Origin of the sequence: Cryobacterium sp. 10C3 (assembly GCF_034314285.1) — a bacterium.
Taxonomy (GTDB): Bacteria; Actinomycetota; Actinomycetes; order Actinomycetales; family Microbacteriaceae; genus Cryobacterium; species Cryobacterium glucosi.
The window spans coordinates 2,237,249-2,257,376 of the sequence record NZ_JAVIWF010000002.1; the positions used below are offsets into that span (position 1 = coordinate 2,237,249).

Annotated in this window: 15 protein-coding genes, 1 tRNA gene and 4 pseudogenes; 9 read left to right on the forward strand and 11 right to left on the reverse strand. The window is 66.5% G+C overall.

Annotated elements, in window-relative coordinates:
* Positions 1-84 precede the first annotated feature (84 nt).
* The 7 genes and pseudogenes from thrB to argS form a co-directional block, all read right to left on the reverse strand.
* A pseudogene (thrB, locus tag RGU41_RS11550) lies at positions 85-1,031 on the reverse strand (homoserine kinase).
* A 14-nt stretch (positions 1,032-1,045) separates the two neighbouring features.
* Positions 1,046-2,161, reverse strand: coding sequence for a threonine synthase (gene thrC / locus RGU41_RS11555; protein WP_134448137.1), 1,116 nt, complete (start codon positions 2,159-2,161; stop codon positions 1,046-1,048).
* Positions 2,161-3,497: pseudogene (locus RGU41_RS11560) on the reverse strand (homoserine dehydrogenase). Before RGU41_RS11560 ends, thrC begins: the two are co-directional and overlap by 1 nt.
* A gap of 64 nt (positions 3,498-3,561) precedes the next feature.
* Positions 3,562-4,929 (reverse strand): annotated as a pseudogene (lysA, locus tag RGU41_RS11565) (diaminopimelate decarboxylase); the annotation flags it as partial.
* 144 nt (positions 4,930-5,073) lie between these two features.
* Positions 5,074-5,385, reverse strand: coding sequence for a hypothetical protein (locus RGU41_RS11570; RefSeq protein WP_322136265.1), 312 nt, complete (start codon positions 5,383-5,385; stop codon positions 5,074-5,076).
* Positions 5,382-5,870 (reverse strand): DUF2993 domain-containing protein, encoded by a 489-nt coding sequence (locus RGU41_RS11575; RefSeq protein ID WP_322136266.1) that lies wholly within the window; start codon positions 5,868-5,870, stop codon positions 5,382-5,384. The genes RGU41_RS11570 and RGU41_RS11575 overlap by 4 nt, the downstream gene beginning before the upstream one ends.
* Before the next feature lie 2 nt (positions 5,871-5,872).
* Positions 5,873-7,564, reverse strand: coding sequence for an arginine--tRNA ligase (argS, locus tag RGU41_RS11580; RefSeq protein ID WP_134564081.1), 1,692 nt, complete (start codon positions 7,562-7,564; stop codon positions 5,873-5,875).
* 54 nt (positions 7,565-7,618) lie between these two features.
* On the opposite strand from argS, the gene RGU41_RS11585 reads away from it, so the two are divergent.
* Complete coding sequence (locus tag RGU41_RS11585; protein WP_322136267.1) at positions 7,619-8,269, forward strand: hypothetical protein; 651 nt, start codon at positions 7,619-7,621, stop codon at positions 8,267-8,269.
* A 230-nt stretch (positions 8,270-8,499) separates the two neighbouring features.
* Positions 8,500-8,571 (forward strand) — tRNA-Arg (locus RGU41_RS11590).
* Positions 8,572-8,596: 25 nt separating this feature from the next.
* Here the strand turns inward: RGU41_RS11590 and RGU41_RS11595 are convergent.
* Positions 8,597-9,769 carry a site-specific integrase gene (locus RGU41_RS11595; RefSeq protein ID WP_322136268.1) on the reverse strand — a complete coding sequence of 391 codons (1,173 nt, stop codon included), beginning with the start codon at positions 9,767-9,769 and terminating at the stop codon, positions 8,597-8,599.
* Between the two features lies 1 nt (position 9,770).
* Here RGU41_RS11595 and RGU41_RS11600 point away from each other — a divergent pair, with 1 nt between their 5' ends.
* Positions 9,771-11,009 carry a Mu transposase domain-containing protein gene (locus RGU41_RS11600; protein WP_322136269.1) on the forward strand — a complete coding sequence of 413 codons (1,239 nt, stop codon included), beginning with the start codon at positions 9,771-9,773 and terminating at the stop codon, positions 11,007-11,009.
* Positions 11,006-11,761, forward strand: coding sequence for an IS21-like element helper ATPase IstB (istB, locus tag RGU41_RS11605; RefSeq protein ID WP_322136270.1), 756 nt, complete (start codon positions 11,006-11,008; stop codon positions 11,759-11,761). Before RGU41_RS11600 ends, istB begins: the two co-directional genes overlap by 4 nt.
* 233 nt (positions 11,762-11,994) lie before the next feature.
* On the opposite strand, the gene RGU41_RS11610 is transcribed toward istB, so the two are convergent.
* A complete protein-coding gene (locus tag RGU41_RS11610; protein WP_322136271.1) occupies positions 11,995-14,532 on the reverse strand; it encodes a cell wall-binding repeat-containing protein in 2,538 nt (845 codons plus the stop codon).
* Positions 14,533-15,236: 704 nt separating this feature from the next.
* On the opposite strand from RGU41_RS11610, the gene RGU41_RS20905 reads away from it, so the two are divergent.
* Together RGU41_RS20905 and RGU41_RS20910 are read left to right on the forward strand one after the other, a co-directional pair.
* Complete coding sequence (locus RGU41_RS20905; protein ID WP_416173149.1) at positions 15,237-15,425, forward strand: hypothetical protein; 189 nt, start codon at positions 15,237-15,239, stop codon at positions 15,423-15,425.
* Between the two features lie 76 nt (positions 15,426-15,501).
* Positions 15,502-15,756, forward strand: a pseudogene (locus RGU41_RS20910) (transposase); the annotation flags it as partial.
* A gap of 72 nt (positions 15,757-15,828) precedes the next feature.
* Here the strand turns inward: RGU41_RS20910 and RGU41_RS11620 are convergent.
* Positions 15,829-16,125 (reverse strand): SHOCT domain-containing protein, encoded by a 297-nt coding sequence (locus tag RGU41_RS11620; RefSeq protein WP_322136272.1) that lies wholly within the window; start codon positions 16,123-16,125, stop codon positions 15,829-15,831.
* A 69-nt stretch (positions 16,126-16,194) separates the two neighbouring features.
* Positions 16,195-16,794: a sulfocyanin-like copper-binding protein gene (locus tag RGU41_RS11625; protein WP_322136273.1), complete on the reverse strand. Its 600-nt coding sequence runs from the start codon at positions 16,792-16,794 to the stop codon at positions 16,195-16,197.
* 140 nt (positions 16,795-16,934) lie between these two features.
* Here RGU41_RS11625 and RGU41_RS11630 point away from each other — a divergent pair, with 140 nt between their 5' ends.
* From RGU41_RS11630 to RGU41_RS11640, 3 genes are all read left to right on the forward strand, one after another.
* The gene (locus RGU41_RS11630; protein ID WP_134558775.1) at positions 16,935-17,624 is read left to right on the forward strand and encodes a response regulator transcription factor; all 690 of its coding nucleotides are present in this window, start codon (positions 16,935-16,937) and stop codon (positions 17,622-17,624) included.
* Positions 17,621-18,997, forward strand: coding sequence for a HAMP domain-containing sensor histidine kinase (locus RGU41_RS11635; RefSeq protein ID WP_322136274.1), 1,377 nt, complete (start codon positions 17,621-17,623; stop codon positions 18,995-18,997). Before RGU41_RS11630 ends, RGU41_RS11635 begins: the two co-directional genes overlap by 4 nt.
* 80 nt (positions 18,998-19,077) lie before the next feature.
* Positions 19,078-20,109 (forward strand): LacI family DNA-binding transcriptional regulator, encoded by a 1,032-nt coding sequence (locus tag RGU41_RS11640; protein ID WP_134564075.1) that lies wholly within the window; start codon positions 19,078-19,080, stop codon positions 20,107-20,109.
* The last annotated feature ends 19 nt before the right edge of the window (positions 20,110-20,128 follow it).

The window sequence follows — 20,128 nt, forward strand, 5'->3', positions numbered from 1 at the left end:
GTACGCCATCGACTCTAGCAGAGCATTCCGAGAACGGATGCCGCGCCATCCCCTGCCGCGGCACCCCCGTTCGCGCGCTTCAGGTCAGGCGGCGACTGCCGCGTCCGTGCGGGTGACGGTCGCGCCCTGGAAGTCCACGGCGAGCATGAGTGCCTGCCAGGGGTCTCCGAGTTCGCGGCGACGAGCTCCGCGGCGACGAGGCGCTGGCCGGGGTCGCTCGCGAGCACGAGGATCGACGGGCCGGCTCCGGAGACGACGGCCGCGAAGCCGTGCTCCCTGAGCAGGGTGATCAACCGGTTGGTCTCGGGCATCGCGGCGGCACGGTAGCTCTGGTGCAGCTTGTCCTCTGTCGCGGCGAGCAGCAGCTCCGGGCTCTGGATGAGCGCGGCGATGAGCAGCGCGGAGCGGGACAGGTTGAAGACGGCGTCCTCGTGCGGCACGGTCTCGGGCTGGAGGCTGCGGGCGAGCGCGGTCGACATGGCCTGCTCAGGCACGAACACGAGCGGCTTCACGCCGCGGTGCACCATCAGCTTCTTGTGCCGGGGGCCCTCCGGGGTCGTCCACGCGATCGTGAGGCCGCCGAAGAGTGCGGGCGCGACGTTGTCCGGGTGCCCCTCCATCTCGGTGGCGAGGGTGAGCAGTGCTTCGGAGTCGATGTCGACGATGCCCTCGAGCAGGCCCTTGGCGGCCATGATCCCGGAGACGATCGCTGCCCCAGAGGATCCCATGCCGCGGCCGTGCGGGATCTTGTTGTGGGCGACGAGCGCGAGGCCCGGCATCCGCTGCCCATAGGCGGCGAAGGTGTGCGCGATGGCCTGCACGACGAGGTTCGTCTCGTCGGTCGGCACCACGCCGGCGCCGACGCCCTGCACGTCGACGAACACGCCGGGTTCCTCACGCACGCTCACGTCGAGGCGGTCGTAGTAGGAGAGGGCGAGGCCGAGGGTGTCGAAGCCGGGGCCGAGGTTCGCGGTCGTCGCGGGAACCTGGACGGTCACCGAACGTCCGGCGAGGAGGGAAGGACCGGACACGGCTTCGGCCAGGGTCACTTCTTGGCCAGACCGAGGACGCTGGCGATTTCGGCGGTGTCGACGGGCACGACGGTCGGAGTGATCTCGGCGCCGTCCGCGGTGCGGAGCGCCCACTGCGGGTCCTTGAGGCCGTGGCCGGTGACCGTGAGCACGACCGTCGCGCCGGCGGGGATGAGCCCGGCTTCGGCACGCTCGAGCAGGCCTGCGACGCTGATCGCGGAGGCGGGTTCGACGAAGATGCCGACCTCTGCGGAGAGGATGCGGTAGGCCTCGAGGATTTTGGCGTCGCTGATCGCGCCGAAGTAGCCGTTCGTGAGCTTCTGCGCCGCGAGGGCGAGGTCCCAGGACGCCGGGTTGCCGATGCGGATGGCGCTCGCGATGGTCTCGGGGTGGTCTACGCGGTGGCCGAGCACGATCGGGGCGCTGCCGGCGGCCTGGAAGCCGAACATGCGCGGGAGCTTCGTGGTCGCGCCGCGCTCGAGTTCTTCGGTGTAGCCGCGGGTGTACGCGGTGTAGTTCCCGGCGTTTCCGACGGGGACGATGTGGATGTCCGGCGCGTCTTCGAGCACCTCGACGACCTCGAAGGCCGCCGTCTTCTGGCCCTCGATGCGGTCGGGGTTGACAGAGTTGACGAGGTGCACCGGGTAGTTGGCCGAGAGGTCGCGGGCGATGTCGAGGCAGTCGTCGAAGTTGCCCTGCACCTGCAGGAGCTGCGCGTTGTGCGCGATGGCCTGGCTGAGCTTGCCGAGGGCGATCTTGCCCTCCGGCACGAGCACGACCGCGAGGATGCCGGCGTGAGTCGCGTATGCGGCGGCCGAGGCAGAGGTGTTGCCGGTCGAGGCGCAGATGACGGCCTTCGCGCCGTCTTCGACGGCCTTCGAGATCGCCATCGTCATGCCGCGGTCCTTGAAGGAGCCGGTCGGGTTCATGCCCTCGTACTTGATCCAGACCTTCGCGCCGGTGCGCTTCGACAGCGCGGGGGCGGGAATCAACGGCGTGCCACCCTCGCCGAGCGTGATGATCGGGGTCGCGTCGGTGATGTTCAGGCGGTCGGCGTATTCACGCAGCACTCCCCGCCACTGACGGGACTGGGTCTTCACGGCCTGCGTGGACTCTCGTTCGCTGGACATCAGGCTCCTTCAACTCTCAAAACGGATGCGACGGTGGTGACAAATCTGTTGGCGGCGAGGTCGGTCACGGTGGCGGCGAGTGCCGCCTCCGTTGCCTCGTGGGTTCCGATCACAAGGGTAGCCGTGGACGGGACGGCCGCGTGACTGGACGTGAGGGGACGTGCGGGGGTCATCGACTGCTCGACGAGGGCCAGCGAGACGCCATGGTCACTGAACACCCCGGCCAGGGTCGCGAGCACGCCCGGCTCGTCGGTCACCTCGAGGGTGACCGCGTAGCGGGTCGTGATGCTGCCGATGTCGAAAACGGGCAGGTCGGCGTGGATCGAGGCCGCGACTCCGGGGCCGCCGGCGATGTGGCGGCGGGCGAGGGAGACCAGGTCGCCGAGCACTGCGGATGCGGTCTCGACTCCCCGGCGCCCGCGCCGTAGAACATCAGGCTGCCCGCGGATTCGGCCTCGACGAAGACGGCGTTGTTCGCTCCGTGCACGGCCGCGAGCGGGTGGCTGCGCGGCACCATCGCGGGGTAGACCCGGGCGGAGACCCCGGCCTGGCCGGTCGCGGCATCCGTGATGCGTTCGCAGATGGCGAGGAGCTTGACCACGTAGCCGGCCTTGCGGGCGGACTCGATCTGCGCGGGCGTGACCTCGGTGATGCCTTCGCGGTAGACGGATGCGAGCGGCACGTGGGTGTGGAAGGCGAGGCTCGCGAGAATGGCCGCCTTCTGCGCCGCGTCGTAGCCGCCGATGTCCGCGGTCGGGTCGGCTTCGGCGTAGCCGAGCTCCGTCGCGGTGGCGAGGGCTTCCTCGAGGCTGTCCCCATCGGTGTCCATCCGGTCGAGGATGAAGTTCGTGGTGCCGTTGACGATGCCGAGGATGCGGTTGATCTGGTCGCCGCCGAGGCTGTCGCGCAAGGGCCGCAGGATCGGGATGGCGCCTGCGACGGCGGCCTCGTAGTTGAGCTGGGCGCCGACCTGGTCTGCGACGGCGAAGAGTTCGGGCCCGTGGGTCGCGAGGAGAGCCTTGTTCGCGGTGACGACATCCGCCCCTGAGTTCATCGCCATCAGGATGTAGCTGCGGGCCGGTTCGATGCCGCCGAGCAGTTCGATGACGACGTCCGCGCCGAGGATGAGGGACTCGGCGTCGGTCGTGAAGAGCTCGTGCGGCAGGTCGACGGTGCGTTCGGCGTTGACGTCGCGCACGAGGATGCCGACGAGTTCGAGGCCGGCGCCGACCCGGTTGGCGAATTCCTCGCTCTGCTCGAGCAGCAGCCGGGCGACCTGGGCGCCGACGTTGCCGCCGCCCAGGAGGGCGACGCGCAGGTTGCGGTATTCGATCATCGGATGGCTTCCTTCGGTTGATCGGTGCCGGCGGGGGCGCGCGACGACGGCGGTGATCCCGGTGATCGCGGGAGAGCAGGTCGGCGATCGTCTCGCCGCGGACGAGCAACCGGGCGGCGCCGTCCAGCACGGCGACGACCGGCGGGCGGCCAAGGTAGTTGTAGTTACTCGCGAGGGAGTAGCAGTACGCACCGGTCGCGGCGACGGCGACGAGGTCGCCGGGGCCGACGTCGCCGGGCAGGTAGTCGGCGTCGACGACGATGTCGCCGCTCTCGCAGTGCTTGCCCGCGACGCGTACGAGCACGGGCTCCGCGGTGCTCGAGCGGCCCGCGAGCCGCACAGAGTAGTCGGCGCCATAGAGCGCCGGCCGGGCGTTGTCGCTCATGCCGCCGTCGATGCTCACGTAGAGCCGCGGCGCACCCGACACGTCGACGGCCTTGGTGGTGCCGACCTCGTACAGGGTGATGCCCGCCGGGCCGATGATGGAGCGGCCGGGCTCGAAGGCGACGATGGGCACCGGGATGCCGCGCGCCGCACACTGTGCCGCGACGATGTCGGCCAGACGGGCGGCGAGTTCGTGGATCGGGGTGGGCGTGTCCGCGTCGGTGTACGCGATGCCGAAGCCGCCGCCGAGGTTGAGCTCGGGAACAGGCCCGCCGACGAGGAGCGCGGCGTGCACGGCGAGCAGGCGGGAGGCGGACTCTGCGAACCCGTCGGCTCCGAAGATCTGGGAACCGATGTGGCAGTGCAGGCCGATGAAGCGCAGGGCCGGCTCCGCACGGATCAGGGCGACGAGGCGCGGGCCATCCTCGAGCGTGATGCCGAACTTCTGGTCCTCGTGCGCGGTGGCGAGGAACTCGTGCGTGTGCGCGTGCACGCCGCTGTTGACCCTGAGCCGCACGTTCTGCACGATGCCGTGCCGGGCCGCTGCCGCGGCGACACGGGAGATCTCGACGGTCGAGTCGATCACGATCGTGCCGACGCCGGTGGCACAGGCCTCGTCGATCTCGGCGAGGGACTTGTTGTTGCCGTGGAAGCCGAGGCGGGCGCCGGGCGCGCCGGCCGCGAGGGCGACGGCGAGTTCCCCGCCGCTGCAGACGTCGATGTTGAGTCCCTCGGCGAGCATCCAGCGGGCGACCTCGCTCGACAGGAAGGCCTTGCCGGCGTAGTAGACCTTGACCGTGGTGCCGATGCGGGAGAATTCTGCCTCGAAGGCGGAACGGAGGGCGGATGCGCGGGCGCGGGCATCCGCTTCGTCGATGACGTAGAGCGGGGTGCCGAACCGGGCGGCCAGGTCAGGCGCGGAGACGCCGCCGATGACGAGGTCGCCGGCAGGCGCGCGGTGCATGGTCGCGGGCCAGAGGCCGGCCGAGAGCGCGTTGGCGTCTCCGGGCAGGACGAGCCAGTCGGGGGCGAGCGGGTTGGTGGCCACGGGTGAAAACCTCACGGGAAAGTCGAGTGGGTGTCTCACTGAGTGGCGAGCGAACCCGGATTGGTCCCTGAAGCCAGTGAAGATTCCGCCGGTATGACAGCGAACCTGCACCGATTCTAGCGAGCAAGGGGTGCGCGCGCCGAATCAGCCGGCGGAGCAGGTGCCGAGGGTGGTCAGCGACTGCGCGGTGAGCGTCAGGGTGCTCGACTCCAGCGTAATGCGCGCCCGCCCCGGTGTGACGTCGACGCCGGCGAGGTTGACGCCCTCGGGGAGGTACCCGGCCACGCACACCCGGACCGGCTGCTGGCCGAGCACGAGCGGCAGGATTGCCGTCGCATCGAGGCTGCCCGCCCCGGTGGTGATCGTCGCATTGCTCGGTGTGAAGAGCAGCGAGTCGGCCGCAGCGGTCGGGGTGGCGGTGGCCTGGTAGCCGATGTCCAGGCCGAAGACGCTCACGCTGCCCTCGTACTGCACGGTGCCGTCGCCGAGCACGAGGTTGGCTGCGGGCGCCCCTTCGGCAGGGCCGCCGCGAGCAGGGTGTTGAGCGCCGCCTGGTCGAGGTCGACCGTTCCGCGCACGTCGCCGACCTGTTTGGCCTGGTCGACGGGCACGTCGGTCGCGACGAGGTGAACGGATGCCGGCACGCCGTTCACCGTGAGGGCGGGAGCGACCAGGGTGACCCGGTCGAAGCTCCCCATCAGGTACTGCGCGATCACGGACAGGCCGCCGATCGAGACGGACACGTCGCCCGTGACCGAATCGGGCAGGTGCGCCGCGATCTCGGCCTTCGCCCGGTTCTCGGCGTAGTTGCGCACGCCGGCATCGGCGACGAAGAAGGCGGCGACGAGGGCGAGCACCACGATCGTCGCGATGATGAAACCACTCAGGCCACGGCGCCTGCGCGTTGCGGCTCCCCTGCCCGTTGCGGCGTCGCGGTCCACGGTCACATCCGCTCGGGAGCAGCCACGCCGAGGAGGCCGAGGCCGTTGCGGATGACCTGGCCGGTCGCGTCGTTGAGCCAGAGGCGCGTGCGGTGCAGTTCCGTGACGGGCTCGTCGCCAAGCGGGATCACCCGGCAGTTGTCGTACCAGCGGTGGTAGTAGCCGGCGACCTCTTCGATGTACCGGGCGATGCGATGCGGCTCGCGCAGTTCGGCGGCGAGGGCGACCATGCGCGGGTATTCCTGGAGCACGCCGAGCAGGGCGGACTCGCTGTCGTGCACGAGCAGCTCAGGGGCGAAGTCGGTGCGTTCGACGCCCGCTGCCGCGGCGTTGCGGGCGACGGAGCAGGTGCGCGCGTGGGCGTACTGCACGTAGAAGACCGGGTTCTCGTTGCTGTGCTTGCCGAGCAGGTCGAGGTCGATGTCGAGCGCGGTGTCGCTCGAGGAGCGCACGAGCGAGTAGCGGCCGGCGTCGACGCCGACGGCGTCGACGAGGTCGTCGAGGGTCACGATCGTGCCGGCGCGCTTGGACATCCGCAACGGTTCGCCGTCCTTGAGCAGGTTGACCATCTGGCCGATCAGAATCTGCAGGTTGACCCCTGGGACGTCACCGAAGGCCTCGACCATGGCCATCATGCGGCCGACGTAGCCGTGGTGGTCTGCACCGAGCATGATCAGGTTCTGGTCGAAGCCGCGCTCGCGCTTGTCGAGGTAGTAGCCGAGGTCGCCGGAGATATAGGCCGGTTCACCGTTCGAGCGGATGATGACCCGGTCACGGTCATCGCCGAAGGTCGTCGTACGGAGCCAGATGGCGCCATCCGCTTCGAAGATGTGGCCGAGGCCGCGCAGGCGCTCGATGGCCCGGTTGACCGCGCCGGACTCGTGCAGCGAGTCCTCGTGGAAGTAGACGTCGAAGTCGACGCCGAAGCCGTGCAGCTTCTCCTTGATCTCGGTGAACATCAGGTCGACGCCGATCGAGCGGAAGGCTTCCTGCTGTTCCTCGCGGGGCAGGTCGGCGATCGGGGTTGTTCCGTCGTACTTCGCGACGACCTGGTCGGCGATGTCGCCGATGTACGCTCCGCCGTAGCCGTCCTCGGGGGTGTGCTCGCCGAGATAGGCGGCCAGGACGCTGCGGGCGAAACGGTCGATCTGCGAACCGTGGTCGTTGAAGTAGTACTCGCGCGTGACATCCGCACCCTCCGCCTGAAGCACCCGGGCGAGGCTGTCGCCCACGGCGGCCCAGCGGACGCCGCCCATGTGGATGGGGCCGGTGGGGTTGGCCGAGACGAACTCGAGGTTGATCTTGATGCCGTCGTAGAGGTGGCCGGTGCCGTATGCCGGGCCGGCTTCGACGATGGTCTTCGCGAGCGCGCCGGCGGATGCCGCTTCGAGGCGGATGTTGATGAAGCCGGGGCCGGCGATTTCGACGGAGGCGACGTCGGGCAGCGCCTCGAGCCCTGCCGCGAGTTCGGTGGCGACCTCGCGCGGCTTGTAGCCGAGCGGCTTGGCGATCTTCATCGCGATGCTCGAGGCCCAGTCGCCGTGGTCGCGGTTGCGCGGGCGTTCGAGGGTGACGTCGCCGGCGTTGGCCAGGACGAGGTCGAGCCCACCGGTGTCGATGCCTTCTGCGCGTCGGCGCTCACCCAACTGCTGGATCAGGGCGAACAGGGATTCGGAAAGCTCGGCGGGGGTCACGGAAACCAAGCTTACCGGCCCGGTTTCGAGGACCTCGCTTGGTAAGGTCAACCCGTGACTCTCTTCGATTCGCCCGCCTCCCCGTCCGCCCGGCGCTTGCGCGCCGGAGTCTTCCTCTGCGTCGGCGCGCTGAGTCTCATTGGCTTGTCCGGCTGCGCAGCGGATGCAGCGCCCTCGGCCTCCGGTTCGGCGAGCGCCCCCGCGACCGGGGGTTCTTCCTCGTCAGCGAGCGCATCGGCCGCCGCGACGGCAACACCGACGCCCACGCCGACCCCGGCAGGGACCGCTGTCGCGATGACGTGCACCGACCTGCTCACCCTGGACGACGTCTACGCGTTCAACCCGAACTACGGCACCGACCCCTCCTACAAGCCGACATCCTCATCGGCCAAGACCGCGGCCTCCTTCCAGGGACTCACGTGCGGCCTGCTCAACCAGTCGAGCGACGGCACAATCGAAATCTCGCTCACCCAGCCCAACGCGCAGCTCATGACGCAGCAGCAGGACAAGGCCGTCGCGTCGTCGAAGATCGTCCCGACCTATGGCACTCCCCCGACCGTCCAGGGCTTCTTCGCCGTGACCAACGGCATCGGCGAGGCTCAGGTCTTCACCGACACGTACTGGCTCACGATCAGCTCATCGAACTTCCTGGAGCCCGGCGACGCCGAGTCCCTCGTCTCCGCGGCCCTCGGCCACCTGAAGTAGCTCGCCCCACCCTGACGAAGAGGGCAAAAATCCCGCGCAACGGCGGAACTCCCGCGCTCGATTCCGCCCGCTGACGGCCGCTGTGCCGAGCGCGGGAGTTGCGCCTCAACGCGGGTGGCATACCACGAGCGCAGCGGCGGAACACCCGCGCCGGATGGCCGCAGCGCTCCCGATTAGGTGCCGGTGCGAACACCGGCCTCCCGGATGCTGGTAACCTAGTGTTTTCCCGGGCCCCCATAGCTCAGGGGATAGAGCACTGCCCTCCGGAGGCAGGGGCGGCAGTTCGAATCTGCCTGGGGGCACACCAATAAAAGTCCAGACCAGCGGCTAATCTGTCTCAGTCCCGAGGTTCTCAAGATCGTCGTGTGACTTCGATTTGACTTCAATTACTTTCACGGCCACCTGATTCAGCGCGACTGCAACACTGTCGAGGTCCGAATCAAAGAGGTCCGCGTAGGTGTCGAGAGTCTCCTTCGCGGAGGCGTGACCCAGCATTCTTTGGAGTGCTTTGACGTTGGCACCGGCCGATACAGCAAGGCTTGCGCATGTATGACGGAGCTCATGCGGAGTCAGGCCCGGGACGCCGATTTCCGCGGCTGCCGCAGTCAGGAAGCCACGGCGGAAGATGCGATTGCGGAGCACACCTCCGCCTCGTTGTCCGACGAAGACGTGGTCGCCTGGCTTCCGGTCCGCGATTGCCTGTTCCAGTCTCAAGAGAATGAATGCGGGAACCGGGATTGATCGCTCCTCATAGTCTTTGGGCGTGGATTCCTCGAGGTAGCCGTTGATCTCGATCATCGTGTGCCGCACCTCGAGCCGGCCGCGCTTTACATCAACATCAGCAACGGTGAGTCCGGCCAGTTCGCCCCAGCGAAGGCCGCAATAGCTCAACACGAGGACCACGAGTCCATATCCAACGCCTCGACCCTCGACGGCTTCCTCGAGGTCATGGACCTGCTCGTGAGTCAAGTACGTCTTGGAAACTTTGGAAACCTTGGGGAGCTTCAGGCGGGCGGCAGGATTCGTAGTGATCCGGCCATCGTCGACGGCCATCTGCAGCGCGCCCCCCAGCGTATTGACGATTTTGCGCACGGACCAAGGCGCTTGGGTTTCAGAGAGCCTTGAGGCCCATTCCTGGACGGTCATCCGTTCCAAGTCGCCGAGGGGAATGCCCCCGAGGTCGGGAGCGATATTGCGCCGGATTATGCCTTGGGCCCTATCGATGGTGGAAGGTCGGAGATCGCTACGCGTCGCGAGCCAGCGATCCATCCACTCGGCCACAGTTACCCGAGAGCGCGTGGGATCTACGTAGGAGCCGCGACTCTTCGACACTTCAACCGAGGCGAGGAACAGCGTTGCTTCCTTCTTCGTTGAGAACCCACGTCTGGTGGTAGAGCTGTGGTCGGGCTTCCGGTACTGAACGCTGTTAACGCCGACCGAAAATAGGGCCAGTATCGCCGATTGAAAACAGGGCCACCGACCATTATGGAAGGTGATCAATATGGATGATTGGGCGAAGATTCGCCAACTGTTTTCCACGGGCCAGCACTCGAAGCGGGAGATCGGCCGGCTCGTCGGGGTGTCTCGGGGAACGGTGGATCGGGCGTTGGAAACGGACCGGCTGCCGAAGTACCAGCGGCCCGCGGTCGGGTCGAGTTTTGACGCGTTCGCCCCGCAGGTTCGGGTGTTGTTGGCCGTGACGCCGACGATGGCCGCGTCAACGCTCGCGGAACGGGTCGGTTGGCTCGGGTCTGCGTCGGTGTTCCGGGACAAAGTCGCTGGGATCCGGCCGGAGTACGTGCCGCCGGACCCCGCGGACCGTCTCGTGCACGAGCCCGGACAGCAGGTCCAGTGCGACTTGTGGTTCCCCCACGAGGACCTCCCGCTCGGCCACGGGCAGCAGGGCACGCCGCCGGTGCTGGTGATGACGTCCACGTTCTCGGGGTTCTTCCAAGCCCTGATGCTGCCGTCTCGGAAGACACCGGATCTGCTCGGCGGGATGTGGTCCCTGCTCCAGGCTGCCCGCGCGGTCCCGCGACGGCTGCTCTGGGACAACGAGTCCGGCATCGGCCGTGGCAAGCTCACCGAGCCTGCGGCCGCGTTCGCGGGCACTCTCGGCACCGAGGTCAAGCTCCTCAAGGCCCGGGACCCGGAGTCCAAGGGCATGGTCGAGCGGCGGAACCGGTTCTTCCGCTCGTCGTTCATGCCGGGCCGAGTGTTCCTGTCGCCGCAGGACTTCAACGAGCAGCTCGCGTCCTGGCTGCCCGTGGCTAACGCGCGTCACTCTCGGTCCCGGCGCGCCCGCCCGGTCGACTTGATCGACCAGGACCGGGCCGCGATGCGGCCGTTGTCGCCGGTGGCGCCAGACGTGTTGTTCCGGAACACGGTGCGTCTGCCCCGGGACTACTACGTCCGGGTGCACTCCAACGACTACTCCGTCGCGCCGGCCCTGATCGGCAGGCTCGTGGACGTGAGCGCTGACCTTGACCAAGTCCACGTCGCCCACAACGGTGTCACCGTGACCTCTCACGACCGGGCCTGGGCCCGTCAGCTGACCATCACCGACCCTGACCATGTCGCCCAGGCCGCCGTGCTCCGGCGCCAGTTCCAGACCCTGCACCGCCATCAACGGCCCCAAGCCCACGTCGCGTTCGTCGAATCGGCGAGCCTGTCGGACTATGACGACGTGTTCGGTGTCGATATCGGGCCCGGCCTGCTCGAGTTGGGGAGGCTCGCGTGAGCGGGGCGGCGTCTCAGATCGAGTACTACGCCCGCGCGCTGCGCGCCCCGAGGATCGGTGACGCGTTCCGGCGCCTGGGCGACCAGGCCCGCGACGCGGGCTGGTCCCACGAGGAATACCTTGCCGCGGTGCTCTCCCGTGAGGTCTCCGAGCGGGAAGCGTCCGGTGCGGCCCTGCGGATCAAAGCGGCCCGGTTCCCCGGCCACAAGACCCTCGAGGACTTCAACTTCGATCACCAGCCCTCCGCGGACAGGAACCTGATCGCCCACCTCGGCACGAGCGTGTTCGCCACCGAGGCGAAGAACATCGTGCTCCTCGGGCCGCCCGGCACGGGCAAAACCCACCTCGCCGTCGCGCTGGGCGTCCAAGCCGCCAAACACGGCCACCGCGTCCTCTTCGACACCGCGACCGGCTGGGTCGCCCGCCTCCAAGAGGCCCATTCCCGCGGCAAGCTCGCCGCGGAACTGATCCGCCTCCGCCGTTACAGCGTGCTGATCTGCGACGAGGTCGGCTACATTCCGTTCGACCAGGACGCGGCGAACCTGTTCTTCCAGCTCGTCGCGAGCCGTTACGAACACGCGTCCTTGATCTTGACGAGCAACCTGTCATTCGGGCGCTGGGGCGAGGTCTTCGGCGACCCCACCGTCGCGTCCGCGATGATCGACCGCATCGTCCACCACGCCGACGTCCTCAGCCTCAAAGGCAACAGCTACCGGCTCAAAAGCCACCAGCCCGCCGCCGATACGGCATAGTAGAAACACACATAGTGGTCCTGTTTTCAAACGGCACTATTGGCCCTGTTTTGGGTCGGCGTCAACAAACGCGATATTTCTTTCCCGACGCAGTCGTGTATGAAGTCACACTTCCCACGTTCGCAACCCCTCTCCCAACAGATGTCGAAATCATTTTCTTCGAGGAATGCCCAGACGGTGATACCGCCTGGGCATCAAAAATGTTGCTCTTCAGCTGCTCGACAATGGTCGTCCTATTTTGCGAGCGATAGCGCCTGCGCCATGACGGAATCGGAAATCGCCAGATTCCCACCGAGGATCACGATCTTCGTTGGCTTCAACCGCGTTAGCTCGGCGCCGATCACTGCGGGAATACCGTTCGGCTGGACGAGGAGCACTGGACCGCCATTCACGACCGCTGCAGACCCGCCCGAAAGAGCATCCTGGTAGGTGGCCCCAGTTGCGAGGTACACCACCGGAACCCCGGTTGCAAAGGTTCCGGCCGATACGGCCGCTGACGTTCCGTACGCATCAGGTCCCCAAAGTCTGGTCGTCGGTGCGATTCCTGCCAGCGCCGCCGCAACACCGTCTGAAATGGCCAGGTTTCCACCCAAGATGATTATCCGTGCGGGACGAAGCCGGGCCAGCTCAGTTGCGATCACGCCTGGAATTCCGTTCGGTTGAACCAGCAGGACCGGCCCCTTGTTTATGCCAGCCGCGGGCGCGCCCGACAGGGCATCCTGGTAGGTGTCCCCAGTGGCGATGTAGGCGACCGGCACGCCGGGGGCGAACGTACCTGCCGATACCGCGGCTGACGTGCCGTAGGCGTCAGGACCCCACAATCTGGTCGTCGGCGCAAGCCCTGAAAGGGTCGCGAACACTCCGTCCGAGACGGCAAGGTTTCCGCCGAGCACGACGATGCGAGCCGGTCGGAGTCGCGCCAGCTCCGCGGCGATCACGCCCGGGATCCCGTTCTGTTGAACGAGAAGGACAGGCCCTTTGTTCACCCCCGCCGCAGGCGCACCAGACAGCGCGTCCTGGTAGGTTTCTCCGGTTGCTACGTACGCCACGGGAACCCCCGCGGCAAATGAACCCGCGGACACGGCCGCCGAGGTTCCGTAAGCGTCAGGACCCCACAACCGTGCGACGGTGGCCGCGGCAGCCGGGGCAACCGGGGTAGTCGCAGGGCTCGATGCTGCCACCGAGGGCAGGCCCGTCTGCGAGCCCGTGATCGTTACGGTCACCGCCTTGCCGACATCCCCCAGTACCGGCGTGTACGTTGCCGTCGTGGCTCCAGCGACAGCAACGCCAGCCACGAACCACTGGTATGCGAAGGTGACGGTAGCCGGAGCCCAAACGCCAGGAAGGGCCGTGAGAACCAGACCGACCCCAGGCACTCCGGAAATGGTGGGGATTGCAGACGTCACGGCGGTCGCCGGTGCGCCAACGGTGTCGTACAGGGCGTAGTCATCGGTGACCAGAGTGCCATTCGAGATAAGGTTGAGCCCGAAGCTGAGCCCGGTGGATCCTGCCGGGACCGGGGGCGTGTCCCAAGCCACCTGGGTATATGTCGTCGAGGGCAAGTACTGAGGACCAGACGTCCAATAGATCCAGCCACCGACGGCATTTCGGTAGTAAACATCGAACTGCGTGTTGGCCGTCGAGGTGTACCACGCCCGAAGCGAGTAGGTATGACCGGGAGTGGCCGTCGGCGCACAGGTGCCGAGGTCCTGCGTGAGTGCGAGCTTCGCGTCTCCCGTGACCAGACCTGTCACGACCAGTTGTTCAGCGGCGGTTCCTGTGTGTGCGGCGGTCACGGTACTGAACGTCCTCGTGCTGATACCGAATCCACCCGGCTGCCAGCACTGCGGCGTCTGTCCAACGGCTCCGGGCGTCTCGAGGCTTGGGTTGAGCACAGCGTTCTCGCCTGGGCCGGGAGCGGCGCGGAAAGTGTTGGTCGAGGTGACGAGGGGCTTGACAGCCCCGCCGATGACCTGCGCGACCGTCTTGACGGTCGTGTTGTTCGTGGCGGCGCGGAGTTTGAGCCAGTCAACGAATTGCTGGAGCAGCGTCGGGGTGATCGTCAGATTCAGCGGGTCACATGCCCCGGTGCAGACGTGGTGCAGAGTCAGCTGAACCCAGCCACCGCCCGCCGTCTCCGCATCGGTCACAGTCTTCTGCAGGTCCGCGAGCGTCCACGTTGAGTCGATCTCGTCGGGGGCACGAGTCTCGAAGGCATTCAGCGGCGGTATCGTCTCAGCGAAGAGACCGGCAGTACCGCCAAACCGCGTGAACGTGTCACCGAGGTTGCGGGCGCTATTGAAGCCGCAGGCTTGCACAGCAGCGGAGACGGCCGGGTTCAGACTCGCGTACGGGTAGGCAAAGTCCGTGGTGGGGTAGCCCCAGCCGGCGAGGGTATTCCTGCCCTGACAGATCTGTTTCGTGACCTCATCCGCTGGGACGAGCGTTAGGTCGGGATGGCTGACGGTGTGTCCCCCGATCTCGTGGCCTCCGGCCTTGAGAGTGGCCAGGTCAGCCTGGGTCATGTAATCTTGGGCGCCGATCCAACCGGTAGCGATGAAGAATGTGCCCTTCATGCCGGCGGAGTCGAAAATCGGCAGCGCGGCCATCTGGTCTGCGTTGCCATCATCAAAAGTGAAACTCACGACCGTGGGAGGATCTGTGATCGCGGCCTGCGCGGGCGCCATCCCGAGCGATAGAGCCAGCCCGACCCCGGTGAGTACAGCCATGTTGCGCAGCAGCATTCGGCGGCGACTTGAAAGTTCATACATGATGTCTGTGCTCCTCAATGGTGTTCGGCAGCTGGTCGACGGTGACGCGCTATCCCGGGAGTTGACGTGAGGTGAGACGCAGAAAGGTGCCCGGTGCCTCAGTCTTAGTTTCGAACAGGTGCCAGAGCAATGGCTCGTCGGGACTCTGCGGGTTTCGCGCTGGTATCACGCACACGCATGTGGTTAACCGAACGATCCTCTACTGGCGCGCTCGTTTAATGGCGTGTAGGGGTGCTCGAAGCGAGTTGAACGGGCAATTCCGGAACGAGCCAATCGTGTCTAAGGTGAAGCGTTGCCGATCCTCGGCAAACAGAGCGAAGGGCGAACCCGAGTTGCGCAGAAATCTCTACGTGTCGGTGCGGCTCTGGACGGAGAGCGCGAAGACAAAATCGAACGGTCAAATGGGCGCGAATTCAATTTGAGCTTCGAAAGCGGCATCCGTAAATGGCACTTATGCCCCGTTACTTTCTTCGTAGTCTTCTTCGCAGCCTCAATCGGCGTGACCTGTGCGGGCGTTGTAACCGGGCCTGACTGGCATCAAGTGATCGCTGAGAGGGGCTGGGTCGGGACTCGTCCCAGACCGTTCGCCATTTGGATGCCAAGACCTGATGCCGCGGTTCCAGGCTAGCGAAGCCAGGGATGGGAGCACTCATGACAGTGCGGTCGCCCTCAACCGGGCTGGCAGGCACCTTTTCGCCAAGGCCGTGCCCAACGAGGAAGCCAAGCTGCGGGACCCGGTCGGGCGGCAGAAGAGACACGGCCAGATCCTGTTCACCATGGACCGACCAGCCACGATCGGCGCGTTGCCGATCGGTGTCGCGCAGGCCGACAAAGTGCTCGTGGGTTCGGGCGGGCTTCACCATATGCCGGATCGCGGACCTCCACACTGCTGAAGCGAAGACCGACGCCCGGGATGGGGCCATCGTCGCGTAAACGGCTGGCCCTGCCATACGCTTGCGGTCCATCCAACTCGCCGCCTACGCCGGACTCGCCCCAGTAACCCGGCTCTCCGGTACATCCATCCATGGCTATCACCCATCCCGTCGAAAAGAGGATCCTCAAATGGGCCTTGTTTTTCTCTGCGCTCACCGCGCATCGAGATCCGGTCTGACGGACCTACGACCATCGCAAGGTCGCCCAAGGCAATAACACAACCACGCCCTCGTCTCCCTCGCCCGACGTCGCTATGACGTCCTTTACGCCATACTCCGCGTCGGCACTTAATAGCTCACGCCGGCCGCTAGCTCGTCGCTCGATGAAAACATAAGGGCGCCCTCCTGAACAGGAGATCTTGATCTAATTCTCTCGGTTGCCCTCGTCGACGCCGGGAGTTGGAATACCGAGCACCTTCAGCTGTTCCCGATACTGTTCCGCACGCAGGTCGCCAGCAGCGAAGCGCTCGTCCAGAATCAAACGGGCTTTGCTCGGCTGCGCGGCTCCCACATCGGGCATCGACGCCGCCTGCTGACCGTTGCGCTGCGCCGAGCCACCACCGGAGCGAACCGCCCAAATAACGAGCAGCACGATGCCTACGATGACCAGTAGCCCAAACGGCCAACCCCACGCCATGTTAATTCCGTTGCCCCACATCATTTTGTCTCCTTCGTTTGTTCGGTTTTGATTGATTGAGAGTCTCCGCGGCTTCCGCTGAGCCCGTCACTTTCAGGTGACGGTGAGTTCTTGGTACATCCCGGCGGCATAGTGGCCTGGCAGGTTGCAGATGACTTCGTACCGTCCCGGTGGGAGGTCGAGGGTCACCCAGCCGGCGCTGCCTGGGGCGATACCGGTACCTTCACCGGCCTTGCACGTGGCGGAGGCCTCGCCAAGGCTGGCGGTTTCGTCGATTTTGTGCTCGCCGGAGATCGACCGGCTACCCGCGACGTGCGAATCCACGAGCGGAAGTATGACGAGCTCGTGGCTGATGCTGCCGTCATTGGTGGCGAGGAAGGATACGGTTCCCGAACTGACGCTCGACCGGTCGAGGCTCAGATTCATGGCACCGCGGTGCATCATTCCGTTCCCGGTGTTGCCACCCATCATCCCGTTGTCGCCGCCCATCATGGAACCCCCCATGTTCCGCAGCGACACGTTCACGACGGTGCCAGCAAGCTGTGGCGTTGCGCAGGACGATCCGGCCGCCGCACCAAAATCCGGCCCCCTGCCGCTCATGGCGCTGACGGCACCGACGGACAGCCCGGTGAGACCGATGATCGTCGCGGCCGCGCCAGCGATCGCGGTAGCGGTGAGTATGCTCCTGCTCATGATGTTTCTCCTCCATCGAGTGGGTTGATGTTCCCCACTCTGCGCGTCCGCTGTGCAGTTCGACTGGCGTGCGTGTGGAGATGGTGTGGAGGTTTGCGGCGACGGAGTCTTCGCCCAAAGGACGCGCGTTAGGGTGAGGTATGCCCACCGTGCTGGTCGTCGAGGACGAGCGTGACATCCGCGACATCCTTCGCCGCTACCTTGAACGAGCCGGCTTCGCGGTGCTCACGGCAACGTCTGGTGTGGAGGCACTGCGCCTCCTGTCCGCGTGCGAGCTGGTGCTCCTCGATCTGGGTCTTCCCGATATCGACGGAACCGACATCCTCCGGGAAATCCACACTCTCGGAACTCTCCCGGTGATCGTCCTCACGGCGCGCAGCACGACGGAGGACCGCATCCAGGGGCTGGAACTCGGTGCAGACGACTATGTGACGAAGCCGTTCAGCCCCCACGAAGTCGTGCTGCGCGTGCAGGCCGTGTTACATCGGTATGGCGGTTCGACGACCACAACGGGGCCGACAAGCTACGGCGGCCGACGGTTGCGAATCGATGACAGTGCCCACCAGGCGTGGCTCGACGGCGCCGCGCTCGACCTGACTCCGACCGAATGGGGACTCCTCGCGGCGGTATCGACCGCTCCTGGGCGGGTCTACTCGCGGTATGAGCTGGTGAATCGGGTGCGCGGCTACGAATACGCCGGGTATGAGCGCACCATCGACTCCCACATCAAGAATCTGCGCCACAAGCTCGGGCCGGGCGGCGCCGACATCATCGAGACGGTCCTCGGCGTCGGTTATCGTCTTGCGCTCCGTCAGGACGAGCCGTCATGAGGATCCTGGGCCTCGGCTCGCTGGGACGCCGGCTCCTGCTCGCATTCGCACTCGTGGCCGTGTCGTCGGTGCTCGTGCTCAGCGTCGCCGCCCTGGTCGGCGTGGATCGAGGCGTGCAGGTCACGCAGCAGGCCGACCGACAGCAGATCGCGGACTCCGCGGCCGCAGCAGCCGCCGATGCTTATCGATCGGCCGGAGACTGGGCGACAGCGGAACTGGGCCGCACCCTCGCAATCGGTGACGCCGCATCCGCCGGGCTCACTGTGGTGGACATGACGGGTACGCCTGTCCAGCCGAGAGATGGAATGATGGGCGGCAACGCCGACGGGCAGGGCATGGGAATGGGGTCGGCTATGGGCCAGACCGTGGCCTCGGCACCGGTCATGGTCGACGGCGCCCAGGTTGGCACGGTTCGGATGACGTTCGGCATGATGGCCGGGACGACCGTGTTCGACGTCACCTGGTCCTGGATCGCCGTCGCCGCCGTCGTCGCCCTCGTGATCGCGCTCGGCGCGAGCTGGTTCGTCACCCGGCTGCTCGTCCGCCCGATCCGGGCCATGACGGATGCCGCCCGGTCGTTCACGACCGGAGACCGGCAGGCTCGGGCCACCGGGCCGGCTCCGGGTGAGCTCGGCGAGCTGGCCTCCGCGTTCAACGGCATGGCCGACGCGGTCGTCCGCTCCGATCGTGATCGGCGCACTCTCACTGCGGACGTGGCTCATGAGTTGCGCACCCCGCTCGCGGCCCTTCAGGCCGGCCTGGAGGAACTGCGTGACGGCCTCGTGGAGCCGACACCCGAAAGCCTCGCGGGGCTGCATGACCAGTCGCTGCGGCTCGGACGCATCGTCGCGGACCTGGCCGAACTGTCGGCGGTCGAGACGGCAGGACTGTCACTGCACCTCGCCGCCGTCGACCTCGCCCAGGTCGCCCGCGCCGCCCTGTCCGAGTGGGAGCCGCGGCTGCGGGCTGCCGGTCTCACCATCATCGCGGAGCCGGTCGGGCCGGCCTGGGTGCGCGCAGACGCCGACCGGATGCACCAGGCCGTCGGCAACCTGCTTGCCAACACCGCCCGCTACTGCCGGCCGGGCGATTACGTGACCGTGACCGTGACGGTCGACGACGGCCGGGCGGTACTGGCTGTCGGCGATACCGGCCCCGGCATCGCCGCCGACGAGCTCCCGCACATCTTCGACCGGCTCTGGCGGGGCCGGGAGGCGGCACACGTGTCCGGCTCGGGTATCGGCCTCGCCCTGGTCCGCGAACTCGTCATCGGGCACGGTGGCACCGTCGATGCGACGTCCGCGCCGGGAACGGGAACGGGAATCACCATTCGGCTGCCGGGAACACGGGCTCCCGGAATCGGGGCCCGATAACCACCGACGTCTCTGTTAACACGGTTCCCTGAGTGAGCTGGCGCGCGTTCTTGAATTTGTGTGACCTAAAGTGGGGCCTAATGTCCCAGAACAACGTAAGCAATCCAACAGTCGATGACGTAGCTCGACTGGCCGGCGTTTCCATCGCGACCGTGTCTCGTGTTCTCAATGGGTCCGCACGCGTCAGTGACGACAGGCTGACGCGGGTTCGCGCCGCGGTTAACGAACTCGGGTTCCGGCCGAACTCAGCAGCCCGTTCCTTGGCAAGCCGCCGTGCCAGCATTGTTGCGGTACTGGCCGGAACCACGTTGGCCTTCGAACAAGCGGAGATCATCCGAGGCATCGAGGAGAGTGCCCGAGAAGCGGGTTACCTCATGAGCCTCACCGCGGTCGGCGATGCCGACGACGACAGCATCGATCAGTCTCTGTCGCTCGTCCTTGACCAGGCAATTGCTGGTGTGATCGTGCTCACCTCCGATGCGGCAGGGGTTGCCACGCTCCACCGAATCCCAGAAGGAATCTTCACGGTCGCTGCGGCAGGATCGCCCGAAACAGTCGTACCGCACGTTCCACTGCATGACTCTGGAGCAGCGGAGGAACTCGTGGCCTACCTCCTGGGGCTCGGTCATACGACGGTGCACTGTGTCGGCGTTCGCGCCTCGCCGAATGAGGACGAACGGATCGTGGGCTGGCGCCGTGCCCTTCGTGCAGCGGGGGCCGCGATTCCGGAGGTCATTCATTCCAGTGAAGAACCGAACTCGGGATGCGCCATTGGACGCCAATTGGCCCGCTCGCCTCACGTCACAGCGGTCTTCTGTGGCAGTGACGTTCTCGCCATGGAAGTCATGCGCGGTCTCGCCGAAGGCGGAAGATCTGTCCCTGCTGAGGTCAGTGTCGTTGGTTTCGGCGACCATCCGCTTTCGGCGTTGTGGTGTCCCGCGCTGACGACAGTGAAACAAGACTTCGCCGGAGTGGGCAATCGCGCTTTCTTGGTACTTGAGGGGTTGATAGCGGGTTCCCTCGGGCGAGGGTTTGCCTCGGACGGTCCGGCTCTTGTCATCCGTGAGAGTGCGGCACCACCCGCCAAGTCGAGCGGTGCCGCACCGGTCTGATATCACGCGATCACTCTGA

Coding starts and splice junctions, on each gene's coding strand:
- RGU41_RS11610 (WP_322136271.1), bottom strand. CDS start 14,532: ATGTATGAACTTTCAAGTCGCCGCCGAATGCTGCTGCGCAACATGGCT.
- RGU41_RS11630 (WP_134558775.1), top strand. CDS start 16,935: ATGCCCACCGTGCTGGTCGTCGAGGACGAGCGTGACATCCGCGACATC.
- RGU41_RS11620 (WP_322136272.1), bottom strand. CDS start 16,125: ATGATGTGGGGCAACGGAATTAACATGGCGTGGGGTTGGCCGTTTGGG.
- thrC (WP_134448137.1), bottom strand. CDS start 2,161: ATGTCCAGCGAACGAGAGTCCACGCAGGCCGTGAAGACCCAGTCCCGT.
- RGU41_RS11635 (WP_322136274.1), top strand. CDS start 17,621: ATGAGGATCCTGGGCCTCGGCTCGCTGGGACGCCGGCTCCTGCTCGCA.
- RGU41_RS11600 (WP_322136269.1), top strand. CDS start 9,771: ATGGATGATTGGGCGAAGATTCGCCAACTGTTTTCCACGGGCCAGCAC.
- RGU41_RS11625 (WP_322136273.1), bottom strand. CDS start 16,794: ATGAGCAGGAGCATACTCACCGCTACCGCGATCGCTGGCGCGGCCGCG.
- RGU41_RS11640 (WP_134564075.1), top strand. CDS start 19,078: ATGTCCCAGAACAACGTAAGCAATCCAACAGTCGATGACGTAGCTCGA.